The sequence below is a fragment of the Catalinimonas locisalis genome (genome assembly GCF_038039535.1).
In the GTDB taxonomy this organism is placed as follows: Bacteria; Bacteroidota; Bacteroidia; order Cytophagales; family Cyclobacteriaceae; genus Catalinimonas.
Map to the genome: position 1 here is coordinate 61,754 of NZ_JBBPHP010000021.1, position 24,627 is coordinate 86,380.

Annotated in this window: 25 protein-coding genes; 1 reads left to right on the forward strand and 24 read right to left on the reverse strand. The window is 39.4% G+C overall.

Going from position 1 to position 24,627, the window contains the following annotated elements:
- Positions 1 to 9: 9 nt before the first annotated feature.
- The 19 genes from WJR50_RS21295 to WJR50_RS21385 form a co-directional block, all read right to left on the reverse strand.
- Positions 10 to 750 carry a glycosyltransferase family 2 protein gene (locus WJR50_RS21295; RefSeq protein WP_341295344.1) on the reverse strand — a complete coding sequence of 247 codons (741 nt, stop codon included), beginning with the start codon at positions 748 to 750 and terminating at the stop codon, positions 10 to 12.
- A gap of 2 nt (positions 751 to 752) precedes the next feature.
- Positions 753 to 1,736: a sulfotransferase family protein gene (locus tag WJR50_RS21300; RefSeq protein WP_341295345.1), complete on the reverse strand. Its 984-nt coding sequence runs from the start codon at positions 1,734 to 1,736 to the stop codon at positions 753 to 755.
- Positions 1,729 to 2,424, reverse strand: a complete 696-nt coding sequence (locus tag WJR50_RS21305; RefSeq protein WP_341295346.1) for a hypothetical protein — start codon at positions 2,422 to 2,424, stop codon at positions 1,729 to 1,731. Before WJR50_RS21305 ends, WJR50_RS21300 begins: the two co-directional genes overlap by 8 nt.
- Before the next feature lie 114 nt (positions 2,425 to 2,538).
- On the reverse strand, positions 2,539 to 3,408 hold the full coding sequence (locus WJR50_RS21310; protein WP_341295347.1) for a glycosyltransferase family 2 protein: 870 nt from the start codon (positions 3,406 to 3,408) through the stop codon (positions 2,539 to 2,541).
- Positions 3,408 to 4,358 carry a sulfotransferase gene (locus tag WJR50_RS21315; RefSeq protein WP_341295348.1) on the reverse strand — a complete coding sequence of 317 codons (951 nt, stop codon included), beginning with the start codon at positions 4,356 to 4,358 and terminating at the stop codon, positions 3,408 to 3,410. Before WJR50_RS21315 ends, WJR50_RS21310 begins: the two co-directional genes overlap by 1 nt.
- Entirely contained in the window at positions 4,318 to 5,115 is a 798-nt protein-coding gene (locus WJR50_RS21320) for a hypothetical protein (protein ID WP_341295349.1), read from the reverse strand. The genes WJR50_RS21315 and WJR50_RS21320 overlap by 41 nt, the downstream gene beginning before the upstream one ends.
- A complete protein-coding gene (locus tag WJR50_RS21325) occupies positions 5,112 to 5,921 on the reverse strand; it encodes a 6-hydroxymethylpterin diphosphokinase MptE-like protein (protein ID WP_341295350.1) in 810 nt (269 codons plus the stop codon). Before WJR50_RS21325 ends, WJR50_RS21320 begins: the two co-directional genes overlap by 4 nt.
- Positions 5,922 to 5,938: 17 nt before the next feature.
- Positions 5,939 to 6,688: an SDR family NAD(P)-dependent oxidoreductase gene (locus tag WJR50_RS21330; protein WP_341295351.1), complete on the reverse strand. Its 750-nt coding sequence runs from the start codon at positions 6,686 to 6,688 to the stop codon at positions 5,939 to 5,941.
- Positions 6,685 to 7,620 (reverse strand): phosphoglycerate dehydrogenase, encoded by a 936-nt coding sequence (locus WJR50_RS21335; RefSeq protein WP_341295352.1) that lies wholly within the window; start codon positions 7,618 to 7,620, stop codon positions 6,685 to 6,687. The genes WJR50_RS21330 and WJR50_RS21335 overlap by 4 nt, the downstream gene beginning before the upstream one ends.
- A complete protein-coding gene (locus WJR50_RS21340) occupies positions 7,613 to 8,290 on the reverse strand; it encodes an acylneuraminate cytidylyltransferase family protein (protein ID WP_341295353.1) in 678 nt (225 codons plus the stop codon). Before WJR50_RS21340 ends, WJR50_RS21335 begins: the two co-directional genes overlap by 8 nt.
- Positions 8,283 to 9,266: a glycosyltransferase family 2 protein gene (locus tag WJR50_RS21345; RefSeq protein ID WP_341295354.1), complete on the reverse strand. Its 984-nt coding sequence runs from the start codon at positions 9,264 to 9,266 to the stop codon at positions 8,283 to 8,285. Before WJR50_RS21345 ends, WJR50_RS21340 begins: the two co-directional genes overlap by 8 nt.
- A gap of 7 nt (positions 9,267 to 9,273) precedes the next feature.
- Positions 9,274 to 10,095 carry an FkbM family methyltransferase gene (locus WJR50_RS21350; protein WP_341295355.1) on the reverse strand — a complete coding sequence of 274 codons (822 nt, stop codon included), beginning with the start codon at positions 10,093 to 10,095 and terminating at the stop codon, positions 9,274 to 9,276.
- A gap of 16 nt (positions 10,096 to 10,111) precedes the next feature.
- Positions 10,112 to 10,972: an FkbM family methyltransferase gene (locus WJR50_RS21355; protein WP_341295356.1), complete on the reverse strand. Its 861-nt coding sequence runs from the start codon at positions 10,970 to 10,972 to the stop codon at positions 10,112 to 10,114.
- 61 nt (positions 10,973 to 11,033) lie between these two features.
- Positions 11,034 to 12,293, reverse strand: coding sequence for an ABC transporter ATP-binding protein (locus tag WJR50_RS21360; protein WP_341295357.1), 1,260 nt, complete (start codon positions 12,291 to 12,293; stop codon positions 11,034 to 11,036).
- A gap of 11 nt (positions 12,294 to 12,304) precedes the next feature.
- On the reverse strand, positions 12,305 to 13,156 hold the full coding sequence (locus tag WJR50_RS21365; RefSeq protein WP_341295358.1) for an ABC transporter permease: 852 nt from the start codon (positions 13,154 to 13,156) through the stop codon (positions 12,305 to 12,307).
- A 1,357-nt stretch (positions 13,157 to 14,513) separates the two neighbouring features.
- A complete protein-coding gene (locus WJR50_RS21370; RefSeq protein ID WP_341295359.1) occupies positions 14,514 to 15,206 on the reverse strand; it encodes a DNA-binding domain-containing protein in 693 nt (230 codons plus the stop codon).
- Positions 15,207 to 15,578: 372 nt separating this feature from the next.
- Entirely contained in the window at positions 15,579 to 16,214 is a 636-nt protein-coding gene (locus WJR50_RS21375) for an acetyltransferase (protein WP_341295360.1), read from the reverse strand.
- A gap of 5 nt (positions 16,215 to 16,219) precedes the next feature.
- Positions 16,220 to 16,777: a Uma2 family endonuclease gene (locus tag WJR50_RS21380; protein ID WP_341295361.1), complete on the reverse strand. Its 558-nt coding sequence runs from the start codon at positions 16,775 to 16,777 to the stop codon at positions 16,220 to 16,222.
- Positions 16,778 to 16,880: 103 nt separating this feature from the next.
- The gene (locus WJR50_RS21385) at positions 16,881 to 18,023 is read right to left on the reverse strand and encodes a LegC family aminotransferase (protein ID WP_341295362.1); all 1,143 of its coding nucleotides are present in this window, start codon (positions 18,021 to 18,023) and stop codon (positions 16,881 to 16,883) included.
- A gap of 107 nt (positions 18,024 to 18,130) precedes the next feature.
- Between WJR50_RS21385 and WJR50_RS21390 the strand changes: the two genes are divergently transcribed.
- Positions 18,131 to 19,213 carry a glycosyltransferase family 4 protein gene (locus WJR50_RS21390; RefSeq protein ID WP_341295363.1) on the forward strand — a complete coding sequence of 361 codons (1,083 nt, stop codon included), beginning with the start codon at positions 18,131 to 18,133 and terminating at the stop codon, positions 19,211 to 19,213.
- A 60-nt stretch (positions 19,214 to 19,273) separates the two neighbouring features.
- On the opposite strand, the gene WJR50_RS21395 is transcribed toward WJR50_RS21390, so the two are convergent.
- The 5 genes from WJR50_RS21395 to WJR50_RS21415 form a co-directional block, all read right to left on the reverse strand.
- Entirely contained in the window at positions 19,274 to 19,633 is a 360-nt protein-coding gene (locus tag WJR50_RS21395) for a type II toxin-antitoxin system VapC family toxin (protein ID WP_341295364.1), read from the reverse strand.
- A gap of 68 nt (positions 19,634 to 19,701) precedes the next feature.
- Entirely contained in the window at positions 19,702 to 19,917 is a 216-nt protein-coding gene (locus WJR50_RS21400; RefSeq protein ID WP_341295365.1) for a hypothetical protein, read from the reverse strand.
- A 152-nt stretch (positions 19,918 to 20,069) separates the two neighbouring features.
- Positions 20,070 to 21,740 carry a hypothetical protein gene (locus WJR50_RS21405; RefSeq protein ID WP_341295366.1) on the reverse strand — a complete coding sequence of 557 codons (1,671 nt, stop codon included), beginning with the start codon at positions 21,738 to 21,740 and terminating at the stop codon, positions 20,070 to 20,072.
- On the reverse strand, positions 21,737 to 23,047 hold the full coding sequence (locus WJR50_RS21410; protein WP_341295367.1) for a hypothetical protein: 1,311 nt from the start codon (positions 23,045 to 23,047) through the stop codon (positions 21,737 to 21,739). The genes WJR50_RS21405 and WJR50_RS21410 overlap by 4 nt, the downstream gene beginning before the upstream one ends.
- Positions 23,048 to 23,122: 75 nt before the next feature.
- Positions 23,123 to 24,622 carry a TolC family protein gene (locus WJR50_RS21415; RefSeq protein WP_341295368.1) on the reverse strand — a complete coding sequence of 500 codons (1,500 nt, stop codon included), beginning with the start codon at positions 24,620 to 24,622 and terminating at the stop codon, positions 23,123 to 23,125.
- Positions 24,623 to 24,627: the final 5 nt, after the last annotated feature.

Sequence of the window (24,627 nt, forward strand, 5' to 3'; positions counted from 1 at the left end):
ATATATCCGCTAAATTACTATACTTGATAAAGCCTTAAAGAGCTTATGCTTAGTTAAAAAAAGAAAATAACGGAAGTTTTTTTGCTCGATCAAAAATTGATTTCTCGTCTGCTTAAGTGATTGTTTTGCCTTTTGTGCATCAGATGACTTATTACTTACTGTAGTATAAAATAAGCCTAAAATTTTATCTACTTTATGTATATGGTATCTATGATAAGCTCTAAGTAAAAACCAATAATCCATGGTCAAGTGATTATCAATCGGAAAGTCACCAATATTCTGTTGTACATGTCGCCTATAATAATAGCTTACCGGGTTAAGAGGAAATGCACAAGGCCAATACAATAATATTCTAAATATATCAGTACTAGGAGTTATAACTTTACTTTCTCCCCATTGATTTACTTTCTCTAGTTTACCAAGCACAAAATCTACCTGAGGATCTTCAAACTCTTTTAGCACAGTTATAAATACATTTTCTTTTAGCTCATCGTCCGCATTCAGGTACACAATAATATCCCCTGAACTCATGCTGAATGCCTTATTCATAGCATCCGATTGCCCCTGATCAGTTTCTGATATCCATTTCAAGTGAGGATATTTGTTTAATATGTTTAAGGTATTATCCTTACTTTGACCATCTACGATAATATGTTCCCAGTTTTTATAATCTTGCTTAAGTACACTTTGAATAGCCCTTTCAATATATTTCCCTGAATTGTAAGAAGGAGTCAGAACAGAAACTTTCAAGATTAATTAAATAGTTTTGTAAAAATTTTTAATGAAGAATACCTCAGCAAAACTCTTAATAAGCTTGTAAAATTGTATCTTTCAAAAAGATTAAAGTGATCACAATAAAATTTGAAGTATGTAAATTTTAAGCTTTTCTTAGCTTCTCTAACTTTGTAATTTCCATATTCGTTAAGAAAAGATTTACCTAAAAAATGAGCATATCCATTAAGTAACTCCTTATATGAAACAGCAGGATGTTTGTCGCATTTAAGTTGATCCAATTTGTGAGATTGCAAGCTGGTGTATTTATTTACCCCTATCGGATCACCATACTTACCTCTAAACTTTACATTATTACCGTAATTTAACATCTCTGCACTATATTTTATTTCTAACCAATCACATAGCTCTTTGACAATTTTCTCAGATGAGGCTAACAATTCCTCGAAAGTAATTTTTTTCACTCGCTTGTCATCCGTATGATTTTGATAAAACTCTTGAATTAATAAAGGAGCTTGTAAAATGTCTCTTCTATGATGCTTACATAAATTATAAAGATCATATCGCTGCCAAGTTTTCATCATTGATGCCCAACTTGCTAGCGGATTTCTTACAAGAAGAATAATCTTTGCCTTGGGAAAAAGCTTTAAGAGTTCGGGTAAGATTTCATAGTAGCGAGGTGTTTTATCAATGACTAAATTGCCTGTATTCTTTTGCACCTTCTCGTAGTATTTTAACAATAAGCGCTTAGTATCATTTTCAAACTCTTTAACTGCATCATACTTTCCTAAAAAATCTTCAAAAGCATCAGCACATGTATGCATATCAAAATCAGCTCTTAAAAGCCCAGGTTTGAGCAATGATGCAAATCTTAGTAATATCCAATGTTCGCTGGTAGTGTCTACTTTAGGGTGATTGGAGAGTATTGCTTGCAGAAGGGTAGAACCTGATCTGGGTTGAGAAACAATAAAAACGAGTTGACTACTATCCAATAAACTATTCATTTAATTTGATTACATAATCATAGATTTTATATGCTAAACCATTATTATTCTTAAACTTTCTGATAGCTGCATTAGATGGCCAATTCTCTCTTCTTGATACATTTTCATGAGAAATTTTTAGTGAGTTTTTCCCAAGTTTAGCTGCTATAATATCTATGGATTCCTGAAGCTTCTCCATTATACCAATATGTACAAAATAGCTATCTATCACTTTTTGATAGTTATTTCTATCAACTTTTAAAGGCATAAAAAATGGGATTAAAGAGATATTATCTTCTAAGTATTTATCAACAGATAGTACTTCCATTTCATTTGGAATTCCATTTCTAAAATCTTCTCTTTCCCTAAGTCTTTTTTTCCTATAAAAATAATTAGAAAGCGCTATTTCTAAAGTGTCTCTGAGTATTGCAATACATTGTTTAGCCAAAGGGTAATAATCAATTACTCCAATATTCCTTTGATTATTAAAATGACCATGTATACAAATTTCAGGTTTTTTATAAAATGGAAGCCTATATCTTCTCAGCTTCCTATGGTGGTTTTCGGGTAATTTCCCTTGTTTTTCATCAAAGTAGTGTAAATACAAATTTTGCCCATACCACGACTTTAATAGCTGACGAAGACTCGTGCCCCCAGTTTTAGGGACGTGTATTGAAAATAAAGGCTGTTTTGGATTATAAATAACCATTTTTTTACTTCTAAATCTAGAGGTAGTTTTTTCTTTTTAAAATAAATAGATCAACATTCATCCAGATATGTTTTAACGCCCGATTGATTACTAAAAGCAACCATTAAGGAGAAATTATATTTTTTGAATTAGACTTATTAACTTCTCTTTTACTTTAAATTTAAGCTTAAAATGAGATGGATTCCTAACATTTTTCTTCACCTCCCATTTCTGAAAAAAAGATTGAAACCTTTCCTCAACATACACTTTCTGCTCCTTACTTAAACCCTCAAAATCTTCTTTATATTTATGATAAATGTATTGAAAGCTCTCCAGATGTAACTGTGAGTGGCTTCTGGATAAACTATGTGTATCTGTCCTGATCATAGACAGCGGCTCCAAGGTATAATTAATTTTGGCAAGTTTTGAAAGTCTAATCCTCATTTCATAATCTTCATAAATCTTCATATTCAGATCATGAAAACCTGCTCTTTTCCATAAATTATAGTTGACAAGTTCCATACGAAAAAGACTGTCTCTGGGAAATTTTCTTGCAATCACTTCAAAATACATATTCCCAGGATTGGGTATATCGGATTTATTATATGCCCAAATCCATAATAACTCTTTTTCTCTTTTAAAATAGTAATTATTTGAAAACGCAATATGAAAATCACCCTTTTCAATAAGCTTTGCCTCTTTCTCTAGTTTTTCTGGTAAAAACAAATCATCACCATCTAAGTAAGTCACATAATCGCCAGTAACATTTTGTAAAGCATCAATTCTGGTTTGGGTGACACCTAAGTTCGTTTCATGGAAAAAGGGCTTGATGATATCAGGATAATTATGTCTGTACGAATTTATTAACTCTTGTGATCCATCTGAAGAAAAATCATCAACGATAATAATCTCATGAGGACGATAAGTTTGCGCTAAAACACTTTCAATCGCCTCTTGGAGTACCTCTTTTTGATTATAAGATGTGATAAATACAGATATATTCATTAGCTCAGTTGATATCCGTAAGAATTTGCCAACGCTAAAGTGTGTGTTCTCAATTCCGCTTTATCTATATCATTCCACTCATTAAAATGTGGATATTGCGTTAGCTTATACAGGTTTGATGGATCGTCATCCTTTTTTACCTGATTGACCTTTTCTGATTGTATTTTTTTGACAGTTGCTTCATCAACGATATCTCCTCCTGTAAACTGTAACAACTGGTTTACCTTATCTGTATCTTTTACCAAATCTTCTATTTTTAAGCTAAGTACTCTCTCTACAGAAATTGTCTTTTTAAAATCCTCTATAAAATGATGCGTAGCATTCCAGGTCCAGGATAGTCGTTCTATTTGACTCATCTTTTCCCACCTTTCTGCATCATTTAGTTTGACCCTTCCCATTTCCCATATAGTATCATTTTTATGCCATCCCTTCATGATTCCACTTCTGACAAAGGTAGCAGGATGCCGGGTTATGTGCACGAATTTAGCACCCTTCATAAGATCAGCTATTTGGTAGGCGTAAAAAGTCAAACAATGATTTGTCTCTATAAAAACTTTCTGTTTCACACATGCTTCCAGCATCATTTCCAATCTGGCACTCAAAAAAATGGATTTGAGAAGTTCATGATTTGATGCATTTTGATATGCAAAATTACTCAAATACATCAAGTTCGGAAAAGCTTCGTGATAAGCTGCACAATGGGATGACAATTGAAAAACATTTTGAAGAAACTGAGAACCACTCCTGCCTGTATTTAGTATAAAGACAGGGGGGTAAGTGGCAAAAAAAGTTTCTAAAGAGGCATTATCTACATGGTGAATGGATTTAATAATGTCATTTTTGTAGGTAAGCGGGGGAAGTATACTTTTCTCAGACTTTTCGCTTTCATCACTAACATGGCCCAGAAAATTAAGCCCTAAGTACCGGAAAAGCTTCCTTAATATACGCATCAGTTTTTGTAGTAATTTCTGTCAATTGCTTTCTGATCTTCTCAAATTCTACAGAATTATACTCCTTATAATCATCCAGAATACTATCCTTCCATACTTTATCATTTCCTAAATGAAATGTGAGGTGTTGATCGCTGAACTCCTTAAAATTATTGCTAAACACTCTCATATTGAGATAAAGCCCCAGACCAACTTTAGCGGCTCCGATGATGATACGATGTAACACGAACTTATTGTATATATGTGCAGGAAATACAAAACAGTCATAACCCGGATGTTGCTCACCAATTTCAGCATACATCAAGGGTAAATCATTAATTGTAGTATACCGATCAGTGATTGTCCTGCGGTTGATTACAAAAGCATCATACCCCCCCTCAATATATTTTTTTATGCTTAAATAAAAGTGGGGTATCAAAGCAATATCCACATTGGTATAAATATAGTAATCTGTCGCTAGAGGTGCTTCTATCAGTTTATCCAAAATATCTTTAAGCAGCGGTAGCTTTCTAGACTTACGAAAAGACCCAAAATCCAAAACTGAACGCTTCAGGTCTGAAGTTTTATGAAAGTAATCCGGAATAATCTCATGATCTTCAGCGTACTGCGTGCTTAAAAGACTGATTTGCAAATCTGAGTTTTGCTTCTCTGCAACTTCTTTAGCCACCCGCATACTTTCAAAGGTAATAGGTTGGGCTACATGCAGATCTGATGATGAAGTAACTTTGACAGGGTTAATAATATGAGCAATCTTCATTTCTTTTTAGCTATTCTTAGGGCTTCGCTAAAAGTAATTTTTGGAAAAATAGTCAATTTACCCTCATGAGTAGCATCAATGATTTGCTTCTGATCCTGATTGAAATAATACTTTGCAAGCATATAACCAGCTTCACTTCCATCTAAATCAGCTAATTGCCATTCTTGGCCTTTGAAATAATTAGGATCAAAATGGTTAGGGTCATCACCAGACAATACTTGTTTTTCATTCGGCTTGCCTGATTGAAAAAAATTATGGTCAACCCCCACTAAAAAGACCCTAGAAAAACCCATATAATAAGCTAATTGCATAGCTGTAAAAGTAACCGTATATCCTGGTCCTATGTAATCTTTGATATTCCTAGAAAATTGAATATTACCTGGTTTGACATAAACATAATTTATACTTTTTGTAAACTCTAAATTTTTCTTAAGCACAGATAAAAATGATAAAAAGATAGTAGCATCCATCTGTTTAAATTTCTCTATACCTTGCTCAATTACATATGGGTTTATAGATACTAGATAGTCAATATGTAAACTTTTCTTTTTATTGATTAGGTATATCTTATTTAAGCCAAAGGTGTAAAAATCGTTAAGCGTCTCTATATCTATCTTATTTAAAGAAGGTCCATTGCCAATAATGAAACAATCTTCTCCTTTGTGAATATCCTTGAATCTTTTTAATCGTTCTGCGTATTGATTTTTCCAGATATAATAATCCAAAGGCTTATAACGATTTTCCCTGTAGTTTTGAATAGCATCTTTAAGTACATACCATTCTTTTTTTGGAGAAAATAATTTCATATCCTGTGCTATCTTATTTATTCAGTACTTAATTTAATCGTGGCCCCTCCATCAATGGTAATACATTGACCAGTAATAAAGGAGGATTTGCTACTATCAGCTAAATAATATATGGCCTCAGCTATTTCTTCTGGTTGCCCTACTCTACCTATCAGGTGCTTTAAGCCTAAAGCCCTCACCAGGGAATCTTCAGAACTTCCTTTTACATGCCCTCTTTTTAGTCCATCTCTCAACATAGTCGTGTCAACTGCTCCTGGTAATACTGCATTGACTCTCACGCCATCATCTGCACATTCTACCGCAAGAGAACGCGTTAATGTTGTTAATCCTCCTTTACTAGCTGCATAAGCCAATATATTTTTAGAAGTAGCTATCGCATGTACTGAGCTTACATTGACAACAGCTCCTTTATTTTCCTTTAGCAGGTCATACAAAGCGCTTACTAAAAAGAAAGGGGCACGCATATTAACATTAATCACCTGATCCCACTCTTCCACTTTCATCTCCTGGAACGGCTTGCAAACCTGAAGTGCAGCATTATTTACAATTGCATCTACTCTACCTTCCTGTTTCTGTATAGATTGAGCTAAAGTATTGATCTGGTCAACATCCACAATATCTGCCTGAATAAATCTATCTAATCCGGCCTGATTCTCTACTTTACGAACATCAATCCCTATAACTATCCAGCCCTCAGATTTAAACTTAGTACAGCTTGCACTTCCAATGCCGCCATTACATCCTGTTACGACTACTACTTTCTTCATTTGATTCCTAAACCTTCGTATAACATATCCAGTGTGTTTCTATGTACTTTATTCCAGTACTTAGGACTGGCATTCACGTTATGAGAGGATAATATACAGTTATCCATACTCCTGAGTGGGGAGTTAATAGGCAGAGGCTCATGCTCAAATACATCAAGACCAGCCCCGGCAATTCTTTTTTCCTCCAGTGCTTTTATCAAATCAGGCTCATTTACAATCGGACCTCTGGCAACGTTGATAAGGTAAGCCGTAGATTTCATTTTACTCAGGGTATCCGAATTGATCAAATGATGGCTAGTCTCATTGAGGGTACAACAGGTATTGACAAAATCAGACTTTTCCAGTAAAACCTCTAATGGAACGATCTCCACATTTAATTCATCCACAATACTTTTAGGGATATCAATAATATCGTTTGCATATACTTTTGTACCAAATGTTCTGATCTTCCGGGCTACTGCCTTACCGATATTTCCTAATCCAATAATTCCTAAGCTCACCTCACTCAGACAAAGCCCAAAGGCCTTTTCCCACTGACCTGATTTCATAATCCTGTCAGATTCAAAAAGCTTTCTGGAAAAGGCCAGCATGATTGCCAGCACAGAGTCCGAAACTGGCTCAGTAAACGCATTAAGCGTATTCCTTACTGGTATTCCATGTTCCTCAGCATAAACTTTATTGATTGAATCTATACCTGTACCCCATTTAACGATCACTTTAAGGTTTTTAGCCTGATCAATTACTTTAGCAGTTATCCTGTCGTCCCCACATACTATTCCTTCATACTGCTCTATGATTTTCAACAACTCATCTTCTTCTACACGCTCCTTAACCGGATATACAAAAAAATCAATCCCTTTCTCTCTAAGTTCTTCCTCAAACTTATGAATTTCATTTTTCAGATAGGGGGCTGTTATCAGTACTTTACGCATTTTTTTGCTGTGCTTTATATAGTGTTTCCGCTACTAAAAAGTCAGTTTCAATATCAATATCATGAGCTTCATGTTTGGAAATCTCAAACAGACAGGGCCTTTCTCCAATACGATTATGCCGCTGCCTGAGCGTTTCTTCCGTAAAGATATAGATACAGGAATTCTCCTCATAAATAGGAGGCAAATCTTGTGTCCTGAGAAGAATAGCCGCATTATGATTGACCGGCCTGGCTAAACTATCCCAAAGTCTGGTCTGTAAACGTGTTACACCGAATAGAGAATCATAAATGGGATAGTTTTCCAGTAAAAATTGAACTGCCTTGTCAATAGACCTGCTGCTCAACAAGGGATTGGTACTATGCGTCTGTAGGTAAAAATCACTTTCGACCTGAGAGATAATATTAAGCAATACATCATTCATAGGGATGCCTCCATCTCTCAGATGTTCGGGCCTCTCCAAAAGCCTTACCTGAGGAAAGTGCTTCGCAGCATCTTCCATAATGTTTGGACTATCAGTATCAATAATAATCTCATGAATGCCTGGTACCGCAATGAGTGCATGCATCACATGATGGTAAAGTGGCTTTCCAGCAAACAATCGGTAGTTTTTTCCCAGCACTCTTTCACTATTGTGCCTCATTGGCACAATCGCAGCTACTTTTTTACTCATACAAAGTTTCTTTTTTAGAAGACAACAGTTGACTGTAATCTATCAAGTTTGTAGTTGTATTTTCTAAACCATTATTATCGTTACGTCTCAAGTTAAAGCTTTTAGGGTAGTAAAAACGCTGACGTAGTTCATTATTTAGTATCTTACTTTCTTTATGCCCCCTATAGGTTCCATAGTACTGCATAAACCGAAACATCAGAATATTTCTAACTTCCTTTATAAATACTCTATCATGTAAGGCGTGTAGCATATCATGAAATATGCTGCTTAGTGAAAAATTAATGAAGTCAAAAAAAGTAAAGCTACTTTCCTTGATGATCTGCTTCATGGCCATTGCCTCTCGTCTATACCGGTTAAGTATCTTCTTAGGAGTTTCCTGATGCACATGGATAATTTCTGCTTTGGCAGAGTACACTATTTTATACCCTATTGCTTTCACTTTTCTGGCCCAGTCCAGATCCTCAAGGCCGGTTAGCGATTCATCATAGGGTATTACCTGCCATAATGACCTTCTTATTGCTGCATTAGCATTGTTGCAGAAAGGATGCAGTTGATCTTGATCTGAAACTTCAGGAAACCATTTGGCAAATACCTGATGCTCTGAATATTGGCTTTGCTCATTACCCCGCTGTTTTCCATACACTAAGCCAACATCATCATTGTTAAAAGGATCTACTAATTTTCTCAGCCAGTCGGTATATACCGGATAGACATGCGCACTGGCAAAAACTAACACTTCCCCACTAGCCTCATCACAACCTTTATTAAGAGCGTAACCAAAGGAAAATTCTTCCGGGCGTATAGCAATAATCTTCACCGGATAATGGGAAGCAATACTGACAGTAGCGTCCGTTGAGCCAGAATCTACCAGGATAATCTCATAATTCTGATAATCCTGCGCCAGGATACCACTCAGTAATTTGGCAATATGCTCTTCCTCATTAAAAGAACGAATGATGATGGAAGCTTTAAACATACCTCAGTTATCTTAAAAAAGAGTTATAAAACCACTTTACCCCCGGAATCTTCTTTAAAAAAGTCCTCAACGCAGATGATTGCCCACTTTTGAGAGTATTTAAATAGTTGTTATAAGTATAATAAAAATCCTTTGACCTCTCATTAGGTATGAAAATTAGATTGCCCCATGAAGGGTCATGGTTTAGGGGGTACTCTTTACATTGTAGCCAAGTATGTGGCTCGCTGTTAACACCCTGTATTCCATATTCTTTAATTGGAGCCCATTCTGACACAAAACTCTTATAGCCAAAATCCTTCATATACAAAACCATATCATGATGAGAATAACCAAAATTTTTAATTGAACGATTATCCATAAACTCCACCATAATTAATTCTGGCTTATACTTATTAAAATTAAATCCCTTCAAAGCAAGAAAATCTGCTCCTTCTGTATCAACTTTAAGTAGGCTTATCTTGTCAACTTCCAAGCTTTCTAAAGCAGTGTTCAAAGTAATTGTTTCAACTTCATAAGCAGCTTTATGTGTATCGTGAAAAGGCTTAAGAGAATGGATACCATAATGCTTGTTACTTACGAAAAAGGGGACCTTCAAATTATCTTGATCCGATACTGCCTTGTTAATCAGTTGAACATTCTCAAATCCGTAAAGATTTTTTTTAAATGCTTCATGATTTGAGTTTTCAGGTTCAAAAGAAATGACTTTCCAATTTAGTTGAGCAAATTTTTTTGAAAAGCCCCCTTGATGAGCACCTACATCCACTAGGACTTTAAGGTTATCCTGAAACGGAAAATTTATTATTAATTGAAGTTCAGAAAATTTAGACATGTCCTTTAAATGTTAGTTAATTTCTATACATCATAATATCTACTCCCATTAGAACATCATTAATTGGTTTCTGATTTGGAAAAAAATTATGAGCAAACTTTAAACTCTCAATTGCCTGGGGCATCAGGAAACAAACTTCTAACAGTAAAAAGCTACAAGCTTTGAGTGTATTTTCACCCCCTTGCAGCGCAACAAATTCTGCTCCCTGTATATCTAGCTTTATTACATCTACTTTAGGTATGTTCATTTCTGATACAAAGCTATCCATTGAACAGGACGCTACATCAAACACTTCTAATTCCTGTCCTTTAGTAAAAGGCTGAACTGCCTCTTTTAAAAGAGAATTAGTTTGAAAACTATTCCTGTTTCTATAGAATTTAAGTTTCTCACTGTGTAGATTAGAAACTGCCAGATTATGAATATGGATACCTTGAAGCCCCTGGGTATTTTTTTCAATGAACGGTATTAATTGTGGATCAGCCTCAAAAATATATACCGTAGATTCAGGAAAGTAGTGTTTTACGAAAACACTAAAAAGTCCCAGATTAGCTCCTACATCAAAAAAAACGCTTGGTACTTTTGTTCCTTTTGTTTGCTCATATACTGAAATAACAAGTTTTTCCACTTTATCAATGGAATTAAGAATGTGGTACAAGGCTGGCCCATCATGATTTATGTAAAAAGTAAATTGTTCATACTCTACTATTAGCTCATTTAACTGTTTAAGGATTTGATCTGCAAGAGATTTAGAATTTCTAATTTTAGAATTACCTTGAATTTTCTTAATCAATAATTTACTCTGGTAAGCAGGCCTACCTGTCAACCTCTGTTTGATTTGAAACATTCTTTGATAAAAATAAGAGAGCAGCTTTTTCACTTTCAATTACTCTTTAACAAGTCATTATAGTGCTAAAAAAAATCATAAATTTATAGCTTAATTAATCATTCAAAACTTGAATTTGAGTATAAGCCTGATCTATATTTTTCACCCCCTTAACCACAAAAAAATTCGGATATTCTTTTCTTCTAAGCATTAGATCATTGAGATTTTTTCTAAGAATAAACCTGATAGAATAACGTGAAGAAGCAAGGGATACATTTCCCAGGTCTAAATGGATACTATTTTCACCTATTTTCAGGTCTAGTTTTTTATAACAGCTAGCAATGGGCTGCATCTCACCATTGTCAAAAATGAAAGTCAGTAAACAATCCTCCATGGCATAAGAGCTATTCAGTACAAAATGAATAGCATATGCCTGATTCCAGATAAGGGTATCTACTTCTTTTCCTTCATCATTTAAGAAAGCCAAACGCCTTATTTCTATTTGTCCAAGCTCATCATTGTTAAATTCCCCAGAGCTACTTTTACTGCTATTTACCTGAGCGGCCAGGAACTCATTAACCCCGGTTCTCACATCATCACTGTCATACATTACCTTTCCTTTTGCCAGCATGAGTAAATGATTTGTGATCCTGCCCACCTGTGTCATGCTATGAGAAACAAAGATAACAGCAGCTTTGGATAGCAAAACACTAATCTTATTAAGACACTTCATGCGAAAACTAGCATCCCCCACTGCCAATACCTCATCAATGATCAGGATATCCGGTTCCATCTGGGCTGCTACGGCAAAGCCCAGGCGCACTTTCATACCGGAACTATAGCTTTGCACAGGCGTTTCCATAAAGTCCTGCAGTTCGGCAAAATCTACAATAGCCTCGTACTTCTCGTCTATTTCCTTTTTGCTAAAGCCCAGTATCTGCCCATTGATAAAGACATTCTCTCTTCCAGTAAGTACCGGATTAAAGCCTGCTCCTAATTCAATAAGCGCCCCTACCCTACCGTTCATTTCTATGCGTCCCTGGTCAGGTTTGATGAGACCGTTGAGCATCTTCAGTAAAGTACTTTTACCGGCACCATTATGGCCGATCAGCCCCAGGCATTCGCCCCTACGCAGCTCAAAGTTCACATCTTTTACTGCCCAGAATTCATCTTTACGAAGCGTATCTTTCTTACTCCTACCCACTACTTCTCCTACCATATCCTGCACCCCATACCAAAGTGAACGCTTAAGATCACGGCAAAACTTTTTGGAAAGGTTCTCTACCCTTACCAAAACCTCACCATCCTCCTTAGTGGCAGTTGGTGTATGCGTTTCCTGTACTTCCAGCTTCTGCAGGGCTTTACTTTCCTTCATCTTTTCCATAATTAACTCCCGATACGTTCAATGATGATGGGCATAGTAAGTCGGTAAACAAATATTCCAAGTAGAAAAAGTACCAACGCTCCTCCACTTACCCAGAAAAAAGACTCCAGTCCCGGTGTAGGTGCGCCTATCATCAGGTTACGGGTGGTCGTTAGGATTGGTGCTACCGGATTAAATTTCATGAGATCCGCCACAAAGCCACTCTTGGGTTCAGGATAGATTACTGGCGTCAGATAAATGGCAAACTGTAATACTACCGCTATTCCTCTTTGTACGTCACTATAGAGCATAGCCATAGGTGTCAGCAGTAGTCCTATGGTACTCCCCAGCAAAATAAGAGAAGCAAAGCCCAGCAGCCCAAAGAGTGTGCTCCAGGAGGGCATCTGCTGAAAAGCGATAAATACCAATACCAGTAGCCCAATCTTGATCAAAGTATTAAATATCACCTCATAAATACCGGAGAGGATAAGGGATTCACGGGGAAAGTTGATCTTGGCCAGCATGGATTTTCCCATCGTTACCCCTTTGATCGGCCCGTTTACGCCTTCGGCAAAGCTTTGCCATAGGATGGTACCAATGATCACAAAGAGCGGATAAGAAACACCCGGTACGTCAATGTTCACCACCCGCTGCCCATTGAGCAATATCCAGATAAGCGAAGTAATCAGGGGAGGAATGACCGACCAGAACATGCCCAGCAGAGATTGGCGGTACATACCTTTCAGGTTCCGCAGAAAAAGGCGATAGCCCAAAGCATGGGCCTGCGGCAGGCTTTCTACGAAATCACGGATCAGTTCTCCCGGTCGCCGCAAGCCAGACTCGGGAGTGTATACAATACGCTTTACATTGTGCATAAAGCTCTAAATCAATTTTTTACGCTGCAAATTAAGCAGAAAAAGCGAATCATCAAGTAGCCTGCGGGTAATCACAAGCACTATGTTCATTTCTAAAAGGGAGGCTCACATACACCTTGTTTACTTTAGAAGCCTGAATACTAGCGCGCTAAATTAGAAGGAAAAGCTTGTAAGAAAAAAAGTAAATGAAAGATATTTCTTCAAGGCGGATGTACCTTTTAGCGTTTATATACTTCTTTTCCCCCTCAGCGTCACCGGCAGCGGTCGCTCGCAGAGAACGCTGAGGCAGTGGAATAAACGCTCAAAGCAAAGCAACCAGTGCCAATTATTGGTGCAATAAAGGAGCTTTCCTGAGGCAGTAAAACACTTTTTCTGGGGCAAAAAAATTACTTCTGTGGTGCAGAAAAAGGATTTTTTTGGGGCAGAAAAATAAAATTACTGGTACAGCAAATAGCTTTTTCTATGGCGCAGTAAAAACAACTTTCACTGCACTATCTTTTTCAGCAGGGAGGGAATACTAATGCCATACTAGGGTACATTTTCTGATAGTGGGCTGTGGGTAGCGCCCTGCATTGAAAATTAATATTGCTCTCAGTTTCCCACGGTCAAGTGTTCCCTCAGGTTACTTTGCGGTTGAAATTCCGTTTTGTGAGACACAAACCGGGGAGTAAGCAGGGAGGAAATACTAATTACATAAGTTTCAAAACTAAAAACAGTGGAGAGTCAGCCAGAGTAGTAATGCTTATTGCAAAAAATAAAGGTTTGTTAGACACCCATTCATGGACACCGACCCTGGTGGGGCTACTGCTCCGCAGGGGCTGCTCCACAGCGGCTGCTCCATAACGCATATCATCCAGAACGGGCAATAAACGAGATTCATTGACAAAGTACTAGACATTTTCACCACCCCTCCTGTCATCCTGGAAGGAACTTTTTATTCTTGAAATGGAGAATGACTTTCTTATAGCTGTTTTATGTTATTAGTAGGCAATTCCGGTCTAGAGGGCTTGACTATCCCTTCAAATTAATTTCGGATAAGGTGCTGGTTCCACAAGGCGTTGTGGCCTAAACTAAATTATCCAAACCCTACTCATTACATAATTTTTCATTATATCAAAGCCATCCATTCCATACCAAAAAGATCCCTCGGCATCGGCCGTCCGACAGGAAGACAAGATAGAGTTGGCACTTTTTTTATTAATGAGCTTTACTTCCTAACCGTTCGGCATGATAAGTAGCTAAGTGGCTTATGAAAAATGTGATGGGGGAAAGTAAATGCCAGGCTATCTGAAATGAGCAAACACAAAAAAGCCTGTCCCAAATGGAACAGGCTTGCTACTGAGGAAAAAGCTAATGATCAGCTTACTGTAAGCGGGCTGGTAAACTCCCCTACCCTGATCTCACTGCCCATATGGGCTCTGATCTTTAGGGTATAGTTACCACTGGCCAGGGCATCGGGTACTGTCAAGGAAATCTGCTTGTTGCGGCTTTCCATATACATATCAGCCCGGCTCTCAGTCTGGTCGGCCATGTTGACGAAGAACACGCCCTGGGCAGTATCCTGAGGGTCCAGCTTCAGGAACTCTCCGGTGATGCGTATCGGCTTGCCGGGCGTAAGGATATCATCCGTACTGTCGCTGGCATGATCATAAACATCGTCCACATAAGGTACATTTTTGTTGCCCCGGATTTTCTCGGCCCCAATATTATTGGCTACCTTTTTCAACTGCACCCCCGCTGTCACATTAATCTTGATCCGGTGCTTACCTTTTTCAAAAACCGCCTTCTTGTCGGCAAATACGCCACATACCGTAGGGGTAATGTTGAAGTAAGGCGTAGTGATACGGTTGCCATCTTCCAGAAAATACTCTATGGCTACAAAGTATTCCTTCAGTACTGATGAAATCTCAGACTCGGTGAGTCCGGCGCTGCGCAACATGATCAGCTTAATGAGCTGATCCATGGTAATCGTTTTTTTGTGCTGGGTAATAGCCCGACAATCATTGGGGTCTTCCGTCAGATGATTGTCCGTCAGAAAGAAATCTAACATAGTTTTTATAATTTTTATTAACTTTTTAAACATGCCCAAATTTATGCAGGGGCTTGAGTATATACCATCAACATATGTCTCCTAACACACTTAAATAAAACATAAACACTTAAGCATATTTTGCAGTAAATTTTTCTAAAACCACAAAAACACTTACCGTATAAAGTGATGAATCGTTATACACAACGTGTACCTACACGATTTTATTTTTCATAATTTGAGTGTAAATATTTAGGTATAAATCTGGCAGAAAAGAAAAAAATATGTAATCCGCAGAAAAGAGGGTGTTGATGCAAAAAATTTTAAGAAAACTTTAGAAGTGCAGATTTAGCTTACAATCAGGCGCAGAGAAAAGACAGGATAATCGCTAAGCTAGAACAGCTTTTGGGCAGGCACACCGGCATAAATACCCGGCTGGTTGATGTCTTGCAGTACAATACTGCCCATCCCGATGAGGACATGATCGGCTATTTTCACGCCCTGTCGCAGTGCGGCCCGGCTGCCTACCAGAATCTCATCACCCACCTGGCAGTCACCGTTGATGACCGCAGCGGTAGAGATATGGCAATGGTTACCCACTACCGCATCATGCTCTATCAGCGCCTGGCTGTTGATAATGGCATTTAGCCCCACTTTTGCCCCGGCATTGACACAGGCAGCATGCATGACCACGCTTCCTTCCCCTATTTGCGCTTTTGGTGATACATAGGCATGGGGGGAGACAATCACTGGTAATTGCCCTCCGGCAGCTTTGATGCGTTCAAAAAGTTTTATCCGTAGCGCTGAGTCTCTCACCTGTCCTACAGTGACCATTGCATAGGGTATGCTTTTGAGCAATTCCGGCAGTTCCTCTTCAGTACCGATAATGTTATAACCCGATACCTGTTGTCCTACCTTCTCAGCTACATCTATTATGCCTTTGATGGTGTAGCTACCTTCCTGTTCAATCACATCAATAACCGACTTACAATGCCCGCCTCCACCGATAAGCAGAATTTCCTGCCTCATATAAACTATAATTTAAAAATGTCCCCGACTTTAATTTTAAAAGCTGGTAAAACGGGTGAAGCATCCAGGATATCGTCTTCAAAAAAACTGTGCGACGTTCTAATATTTTTGAATATCCTTACCATTTTCAGAGCAGGAAAAACGTGCCAAACCAACTTCACTCCGGCTTCCAGATACTCTTTAGTTTTTAGCTCTACCTGATTGATTTCATCGTTTTTTGAAATGATCTCTATCACAAAAGCAGGAATAGGGTGCTCACCTTTGGCTGATTCCTCTATCTGGGCATGAGTAAAGTAAGCAAGATCTGGTCTCCGCATCTGATCTTCTGATAACCAGCAGTCTGTTTCAGGAATTAACTCAGCACCTTCTTTATAAGCTTTAGTATTTTGCCACTTCCTTTGCAGGTTACTCACCAGATATCGCCCGGTATTTTTCATAGACGTTACCGGTACTAATTGTCCTTTGTCATACTCGTAACTTTGTTCACTTTCTTCCTGTAACTTCAGGAATGCATCCACAGAAAGATAAGAAGTATCATTTTTCAAATAGGTTGATTCTATCATGCCTATATTTCTTTTAGAATGAATATAATCAGAGAAAACCTGGTATCATAACTTTCCTTTTAACAACAAAAGCATATCTGCAAAAGTAAACACACGCTTCCACTTATTTTGTAAAACTCGGCAAAAGTACCAGGTGTTGCGCTGCCCATTCGGCATTAGGTAAGGCGGTGCTGATGCAATTCTGGTACATAGGCAGGTGGTTCATCAGCGTCCAGGCAGGGCGTGTCAGTATGCCATTCGCATTGGTATTTTGCACAAAAGCGTCACGTTCTGAAGGTTTGGCAAAAGCTACTGCGTTTAACCAGTAGTTAGACTTCGTCTCCACACATTCTTTTACTACTTGCAGACCGTAGGCAGTGAAGAAAGTATGATAGGCCTCTGCCAGCTGATGTAACTTATTTATTTTTTCTTCCAGACTTTCCATCTGTGCCAGTCCCAAAGCAGCATTGAGATTAGGCATGCGGTAGTTATAGCCCACAGCATCGTAGCTAAGCCCCCTGTCCTGCTGTCGCCGGGCCTGTACTGACAGATGATGCGCTTTTTCTGCTATTTCTTTGTGCTTCGTAAGGAGCATCCCCCCCCCTCCACTGGTTACTATCTTATTTCCGTTAAAGCTCAGCACCGCCATATCTCCCCAGCAGGCAGCGGGCTTTCGCTGGTAGTTGCTACCCAGGGCTTCAGCAGCGTCTACGATCAAAGCAATATTATATTTGTTGCAAAGGGACTGTATTGTGTCCAACTCGGGCGGATGACCAAAAGTACAGACCGGCAGGCAGAGACTGATCCTTCTGCCGCTGGCTTTATGATAAGATTTTCCATCTTCTCTTACTTCTGTTTCCTGCTGCAGAAAAGCAGCCAGGGCATCAGCGGATAAGCCTAATGTTTGCCGGTCAATATCTACAAAGAGAGGGTCGGCTCCACAGTAACGGATAGCATTGCAGGACGCTACAAAACTAAAGGGCTGGGTAATGACCAGATCATTGGCCTGTACGCCTGAACAAACCAATGCCAGATGCAGGGCGGCTGTTCCGGTATTGGTAGCCACTGCGTATTCCGTATTGACTGTCCTGGCTATTTTCTGCTCAAATTCCTCTACCAGACGACCTACGGTAGACACGATGCCCGAATCCAGACAAGCTTTCAGTTGCAGATAATCCTGCTCACCTACAGAAGCTTCGTGCAAAGGGATTTCACCTTCCGGCCTTAGGTAGTACTCTCTGATAAAGCTGATAAATTCGGCTAACATAAAGCGCAAATTACGCGATTCTATGCTTTGGACCAACCATTAAATAAGGTTGATAAAATGTAGACTGTGATTGAAGCTATCATGATGTAATTGATAAATTTGCGCCTATGGATCGTAGTAAGCCTCAGCAGATTGTTTTTTTATGTCCTTACCCTCAGGGAGAAGCGCCCAGTCAGCGTTTTCGTTTTGAACAGTACCTGGATATACTTACGCAAAAAGGCTACCGCTATCGTGTAGAAGGATTTCTGGATAAAAAAACCAAGCGAATTCTTTATCAGCCGGGTCATGCCATTAAGAAATTGCTGGGCGTATTCAAAGGCTTTCTACGAAGGTTTTTGCTCCTGCCCAGCCTGAGTAGAGCAGATTATGTGTTTATCCATCGTGAAGCTACACCGCTGGGACCTCCCTTCATAGAATGGATCATTGCCAAAGTATTGAAGAAAAAGATCATCTACGATTTTGATGATGCAATCTGGCTCCCTGACAGTTCAGGGGTAAACCAGTTTATGGTGCTGCTTAAGTGGCAGCAAAAAGTAGCCAGCATCTGCAGGTGGAGCTACAAAATAAGCTGTGGAAATGATTACCTCCGTAGCTTTGCCAGGCAGTATAATGCTCAGGTAGTACTTAACCCAACCACCATTGACACTGAGCATTATCACAAACAACTAAAAAATCAGGCAGACATACCAATTACGATCGGGTGGACCGGCTCACATTCTACCATGAAATACCTCTATCCTATAGAGGGAGTGTTACAAAATTTAGCCAGGAAATACGATTTTCGTTTTGTAGTCATCTCTGACCGACCACCTGAGATGAAGTTGGAAAACCTGCATTTTATCCCCTGGAAAGAAGTCAGCGAGGTGGAGGACCTGCTACAGCTTCATATCGGTATCATGCCTCTGCCTGATGATGCCTGGGCCAAAGGGAAATGTGGCTTCAAAGCCTTACAGTATTTATCTTTGGGGATACCCGCGCTGGTTTCTCCGGTAGGCGTAAATGCTAAAATTGTAGCACAGGGGGTAAACGGTTATCTCTGTTCTTCTGATCAGGAGTGGTACGATGGCTTATCCAAACTACTAAATGATCAGGAACTGCGTAGGAGGATGGGAACAGCAGGAAGGAAGAAAGTGGAGGAGGAATACTCTGTAAAAGCCAATACCAGAAACTTTTTAGGCTTATTTGAATGACTAAATGGCTAAAGATTAGGTACAAACCATAATGTTATCATTTTTCGTTATTAACACCTATTATCTTGTCTTTAATCCTTCAGCCTCTGACAACTCTTTCAATATAGCATCTGATGTAAAGTAATATTGAATTTCATTTTTAACCATTAAACCAGATGCCAGTTGAAGCGAATTCAAAGTCCTTAATCCGTTCTCCCAATACTTTCCAATCAATTCACCTGCCATTGTTTTTAAACTACTTGAATCTGGCACATAACTATATCTTATTGCATCGATAATAAATTTCTCGATAAGCTTTTTAGCTATTGTTTCGTCAATATCTCTTTTACGGCATTTTTTCCAAACTGTAGATACAAACTCAATCCTTGCAATTTCAGCGAGATAAATTTTTTCAATAGAGTTATTTTTAAAAAAATCCATCAACTCTTTGGTTCCGGATTCTTTATGATAGAGTTTGAAAAGAGAAGAAGTATCAAAAAACACCCTCATTAGTCTCGCCGCCGCTCTTCAATCAAATCATCTGAAAAAGATGAATCGCATTCTTTTAGCAATTCTTGCGTTTCCAAAAATGAAAAATCTGATAATTTCAATTCACTGGGATCATCCTCTTCAAACGTTAATGTAACCCTAATAGGCTTCTTAGTCTTTAATGGTTTATCTAATTTAAGCTTTCCATTATGATACGTCCCTGTTATTGTACTCATACCTTTTATTTTTAAGTTAAAACAAATGTAGGATACATAATAATTCTTTTTATCCAATTGTCTTAAAGTAATTTTTAACGGTTCGGAGATTCATGCAATCCAGTTATAAATCGAAACTTAAATTCACCAACTTTCAGAAGTTGGTAGATCTGTTAGAAATCATAGTAGCGCTGCCGAATGTTCCAGCGCAGTGCTATGGAAGTAAAGTTGGTGGTTTCTGCTTCGGGCAGCAAGTCATTCTGACGGCTGCGATGCAGATAGCGTAAGTCTATAAACATATTGTGCCACAGCTGATAAGAGGCAATAAGATCAGCGATTAATAAATTATTCTCTACCCCCTGTCCTAGTACATTCCCATAATCCTGCTCCTTGGTACGATTATCCAGAAGAATATTATGTCCCCAATTAGCGTTTAGGGTATCTCCTCCGTACTGTGCGCCAATGAGTTTGGCCTGTAATTGTAACCTGCCCATGGGTTGAAATCTTGCTATCCCTACTACTTCCTGAAAATTTGCGCCTAGCGGATGCGCCAGCGGCTGTTCGTAATGGGTATAGCTGCGATACAAGTCTTCATGGGCGTAAGTATAAGGTCGTACCCTGTTGTATTCCAATTGCAAATCTAAGTTATTGATGGTAAAAGCATTGGCGTACTCAGCACCAAATTGAAGCGCATACTTGTTGCCCCACCAGTTTTCCCCTGAGCGAATTTCAGAGATCACAAACTCATCAATCAAAGCCTGTGTGTAAAAGGCTATGCCTTTAAGGGGAAGCCAGCGAAGGTCTAAGCCTAACAAGGCATTACCGGCACTACCTCCCTGTTGCTCTACCGCGCGATAGAAAATGATGGGATTCAGGTAGTTGAAATCAAAATTACCCGACGCATCTCCATAGGTAATACTCTCAAACAAGCCAATCTGTAACTTAGGCGTAATACTGGCGCCCAGCCTATGCATGGCAAAGTATTTATGAGGAAAAGCTGCAGTTCCGTAAAGACCGGTACTATTGCCGGTGATGTCTGCCGTCATCTGGGCGAAGATATTGGTATACTGTAACTTCCAGATATTTGTATTGATTCGCAGAAAAAGATAATTGTTGGCAAAATCAGAAAGCAGCAAGGAGCGATAGCCATTCCCCACAAAGTGCCGTCCATGGCCTAGTTGCAGATCTATGTGTTTACTGGCGCTGAAACTGATGTGTCCACGGGCAGTCAGGAAATCTACTCCCCTGTCGCCATAACCTTTCCAGAAACCTTCCTGCGGAACATTAAGATTGTTTCTGATGTAACGGTCTACATAGTCGGGAAAGGCGAGCTGATTTTCACCGATGTAGGTGTAAAAGCCAATTTTGTGATCAATGGTCCCGTGCAATTGCACGCCTCGGGTGTTGATATATGGGCTGCCTTCTGCCTGATCTGCTCCCACACCCAGATGCAATACAGGATTTACATAGAGTTCAAAGTCTTTTTCTCTTACACTGAGCAGGTCACGCTGATTTTTGTAAAAAACACCAAAGATGGCACTACGACTATTCTCTGCCAGTGTATCTGTATATTCCCAATTGTCTAAACTCAGATAACTGAGGTTAAACTGATCTACCTGTGAAGGATTAGTTAGCTCCAGAGAATCCAAAAAATGTGCGATAGCCTCTCGCTGAAAAGGCTTGACCATAGAACCTAGTTCAGCAGACCAATGCCCATCCAAAAGCTCATAGCGATGCAGCAGTTGGTAATATGATTCCTGCAAAGGCGCATAGGTACTCTGAGCAAATGTGGGAAAGGAGTACAAAAAAAGAAATAGAGAGAAAGAGAGGAGAAGTTTTTTCAAGGGTTTACAAGGACTTTAGTGCGCTGTTTGGGTTTTATTTTTTTTCGCTGGGCAAGATAGCGCAAGATAAATAAGCCCGCCAAATAAAAAGGGAACATTGGAATCTTATATCTTACAAGGGAACCAAAATTATAGGTAGAGATGCCCACCGCAAAGCTAAAGGCAATAGCGAAGAGCAGACAGAAGCTGATAATAGGCTTAGCCAGCAAATATCTGAACACATTGAAAAGCCCTGCCTGATAGATTACCCACAAAGTTAGCAGTAAAGTAGCAAAACTTTCCAGCGCCGATAAAAGCATGACTACATTATGGGCCTCCCACAAATAGGGTCGGAAAAGCGTTACATTAACCGCCAGAGGAAACTTCCTGATCATACCTGCAGGACTAAAGTCATAATCATCCCCTAAGGTATACACCGAACCGCCCTGACTTTCGCCTACATAAGTCAGATAGCGAGCCGTAATTTCTGCAGTCTCCGATACTTTGTCCAGGGAGTAGCGTGCATTATCCTCGCCAATTTTTAGCATGGCAAAGTAGCCTAGTACTCCTCCAATAATTAGTACGAAAGGAAGTATCATTACCCTAATAACCACTGACTTTATTCTTTCGGCATTTGCCAAAAATATCCAAAGGATGGCTGCCGGGAGAAAACAGAGTACAATATAAATTTTGATAGAGTAAATGGTATAAAGACTAAAAAGCAGGATAAGCCCGGCAATCACCACTCCTTTTCGTTCAAAGAAAATTCTTACTATAGCCCAGGTCGCCCATCCCAATGCCCCTAAAGTAATGGTATCCTTCAATATCCCTGATCCCCAAAAGAATACTGAAGGAATGAAAAGCATGGCTATCGCAAATTCTTTGTGCAGGGAAGGAAATAACTTATAAAAAGAACGATACATTGCCCAGATGCCTGAAAAGCTCAGCGCAGCAAAAATTACCGCCACAGCCGAATAGGTATGGGCTGTCAGCAAGGAAAAAAAAGCAACTACTTTGATCACAAAATATTCGGTAGGCGAGCCAAACCAGTACATGCGATTGGCATACTGAAAGATATCGGGCGTCACTTCTCCATTGGCCAGTAACAATTTGATTCCTGCTTTCGGATTTTCCCAGAAAGCCTGAAAAATCACACTGGCATCTTTAAAATAGGCAAAAGTATCCCCACTGGGGCGACCCCCTCCGTAGTAGAACTGGTAGATAAAACCTACCGCCAACGCACCGATGATCTTTACACTAAGTCCGGGAATGAAATAGCGTTTGATACTAGGATCCGTGAAAGCAGGCCTTAATGCATAAGCTATCATGTAAATGATGCCTATACAGACCGGTGTTATTAAAAGATCCTTTATCCCCATAGCACAAGATAGACAAATTCTGCACTAAAAATCCAGCGGCTTGCCCTGATAGAAATCCAGTACTTTGAGACTGAAAATGTAATTGTATTTTGCCCGTATCAAGTCGGATTCGGCAGCATTCAGATCATTCTTAGCCAGATTGAAATCCACAGCATCAATGGCACCTACCTGGTAACGGGTTTCGGTATTCCTGAAAGCTTCCTGTAAAGAGGTTACTCTCTTATTATTGGCCTCAAAACTTTTGGACGCTGCCTTGGCATCCAGGTATACCTGCTCTATGGTCTGGCGCAGCTGGTTGCGCTGGTTGAGCACTTCCAGACGAGCACTTTCCAGGTTAATCTGGGCATTGGCTACATTGCTTCGTACCCTCCAATTATTGAAAATAGGAATGTTTAGATCCAGGCTGATGAAACGGCGCAGGTTAAAATCCAGCTGATTCCAGTAAGTATTATCTGTAAACTCTGAAGGAATCTGTGTCTCTGTCAGCACCGGAATACGCGTCCCGCCCGGCACATTGGGGATAAGGTTATCTGGTACCTGAAGAAAATCTCCGGTAGGAATCACACTGGTAACATTGTCCGTCCCTGCTCGGGGAATCTGGTCCGGGGCGATACTGGAATACTGAGAAAAAAGCCCGGCGCTGAGGGAAAGCGTAGGATAATAACCTCCCTGTGCAATGGAAAGACCATAGCGGGCACTGTTTACCTGCAGTTCTGCACTTTGCAAATTTGCCCAGCTTTGCGCTGCATTCTCATAAATCATCTGAGCAGAAAATGGTATTTGTGCTGCAACAGGATCATCAAATTCCGGAATCACAATCTCTATTGAATCACTTTCAGGAATTTGCAATAACTGTTTCAGATTAAGGTAAGCCAGTTCCAGATCATTTTCCGCATTGACGATATTCAGTTCGTCATTGGCCTGTTGCGCTTCTAGCTGCAATTGATTGGCGATGGGTAATGAACCGGCATTCACCAGTTTTTCCGTACGCTGCAACTGTTGCTGGGTAGTCAGCAGTTGAAACTCAGCGGTTTCTAATAACTCAATATTGAAGAGAATCTGAGTGTATGCCTGTATCACATCCAGCGTCACCATATCTTTGCTGGCTTCCAGATCATATTGACTACCCTCCAGATTTAAATTATTTTGTTTAATTGTATTGAGCCGTTGTAGTCCGTTGAATAGAGTCAGTTGGGAATTCAGTCCCATATTTTGCTGGCGTACCGGCTGGTCTACATACTCATTGGTAAACTGGTTGATGGTACGCCCTACACTATAGCTAATGCCAGTACTGGCATTGATGGATGGTAAAAGGTCTGCTTTGGACTGCTTGAGTGCGACCTGACTACCTACCACCTGTAATTCAGTCTGCTTGACAGAAATATTGTTACGGATAGCACGATCAATGCTTTCCTGTAGGCTTAAGACCAGAGGGTCATTATCCGTAACCTGGGCCAGGCTGGCAGTTGCATAAAAAAAAACAAAAAGAAGGCTGAGGGCTAATGTTCTGATGGTTGTGGTCATGTTGG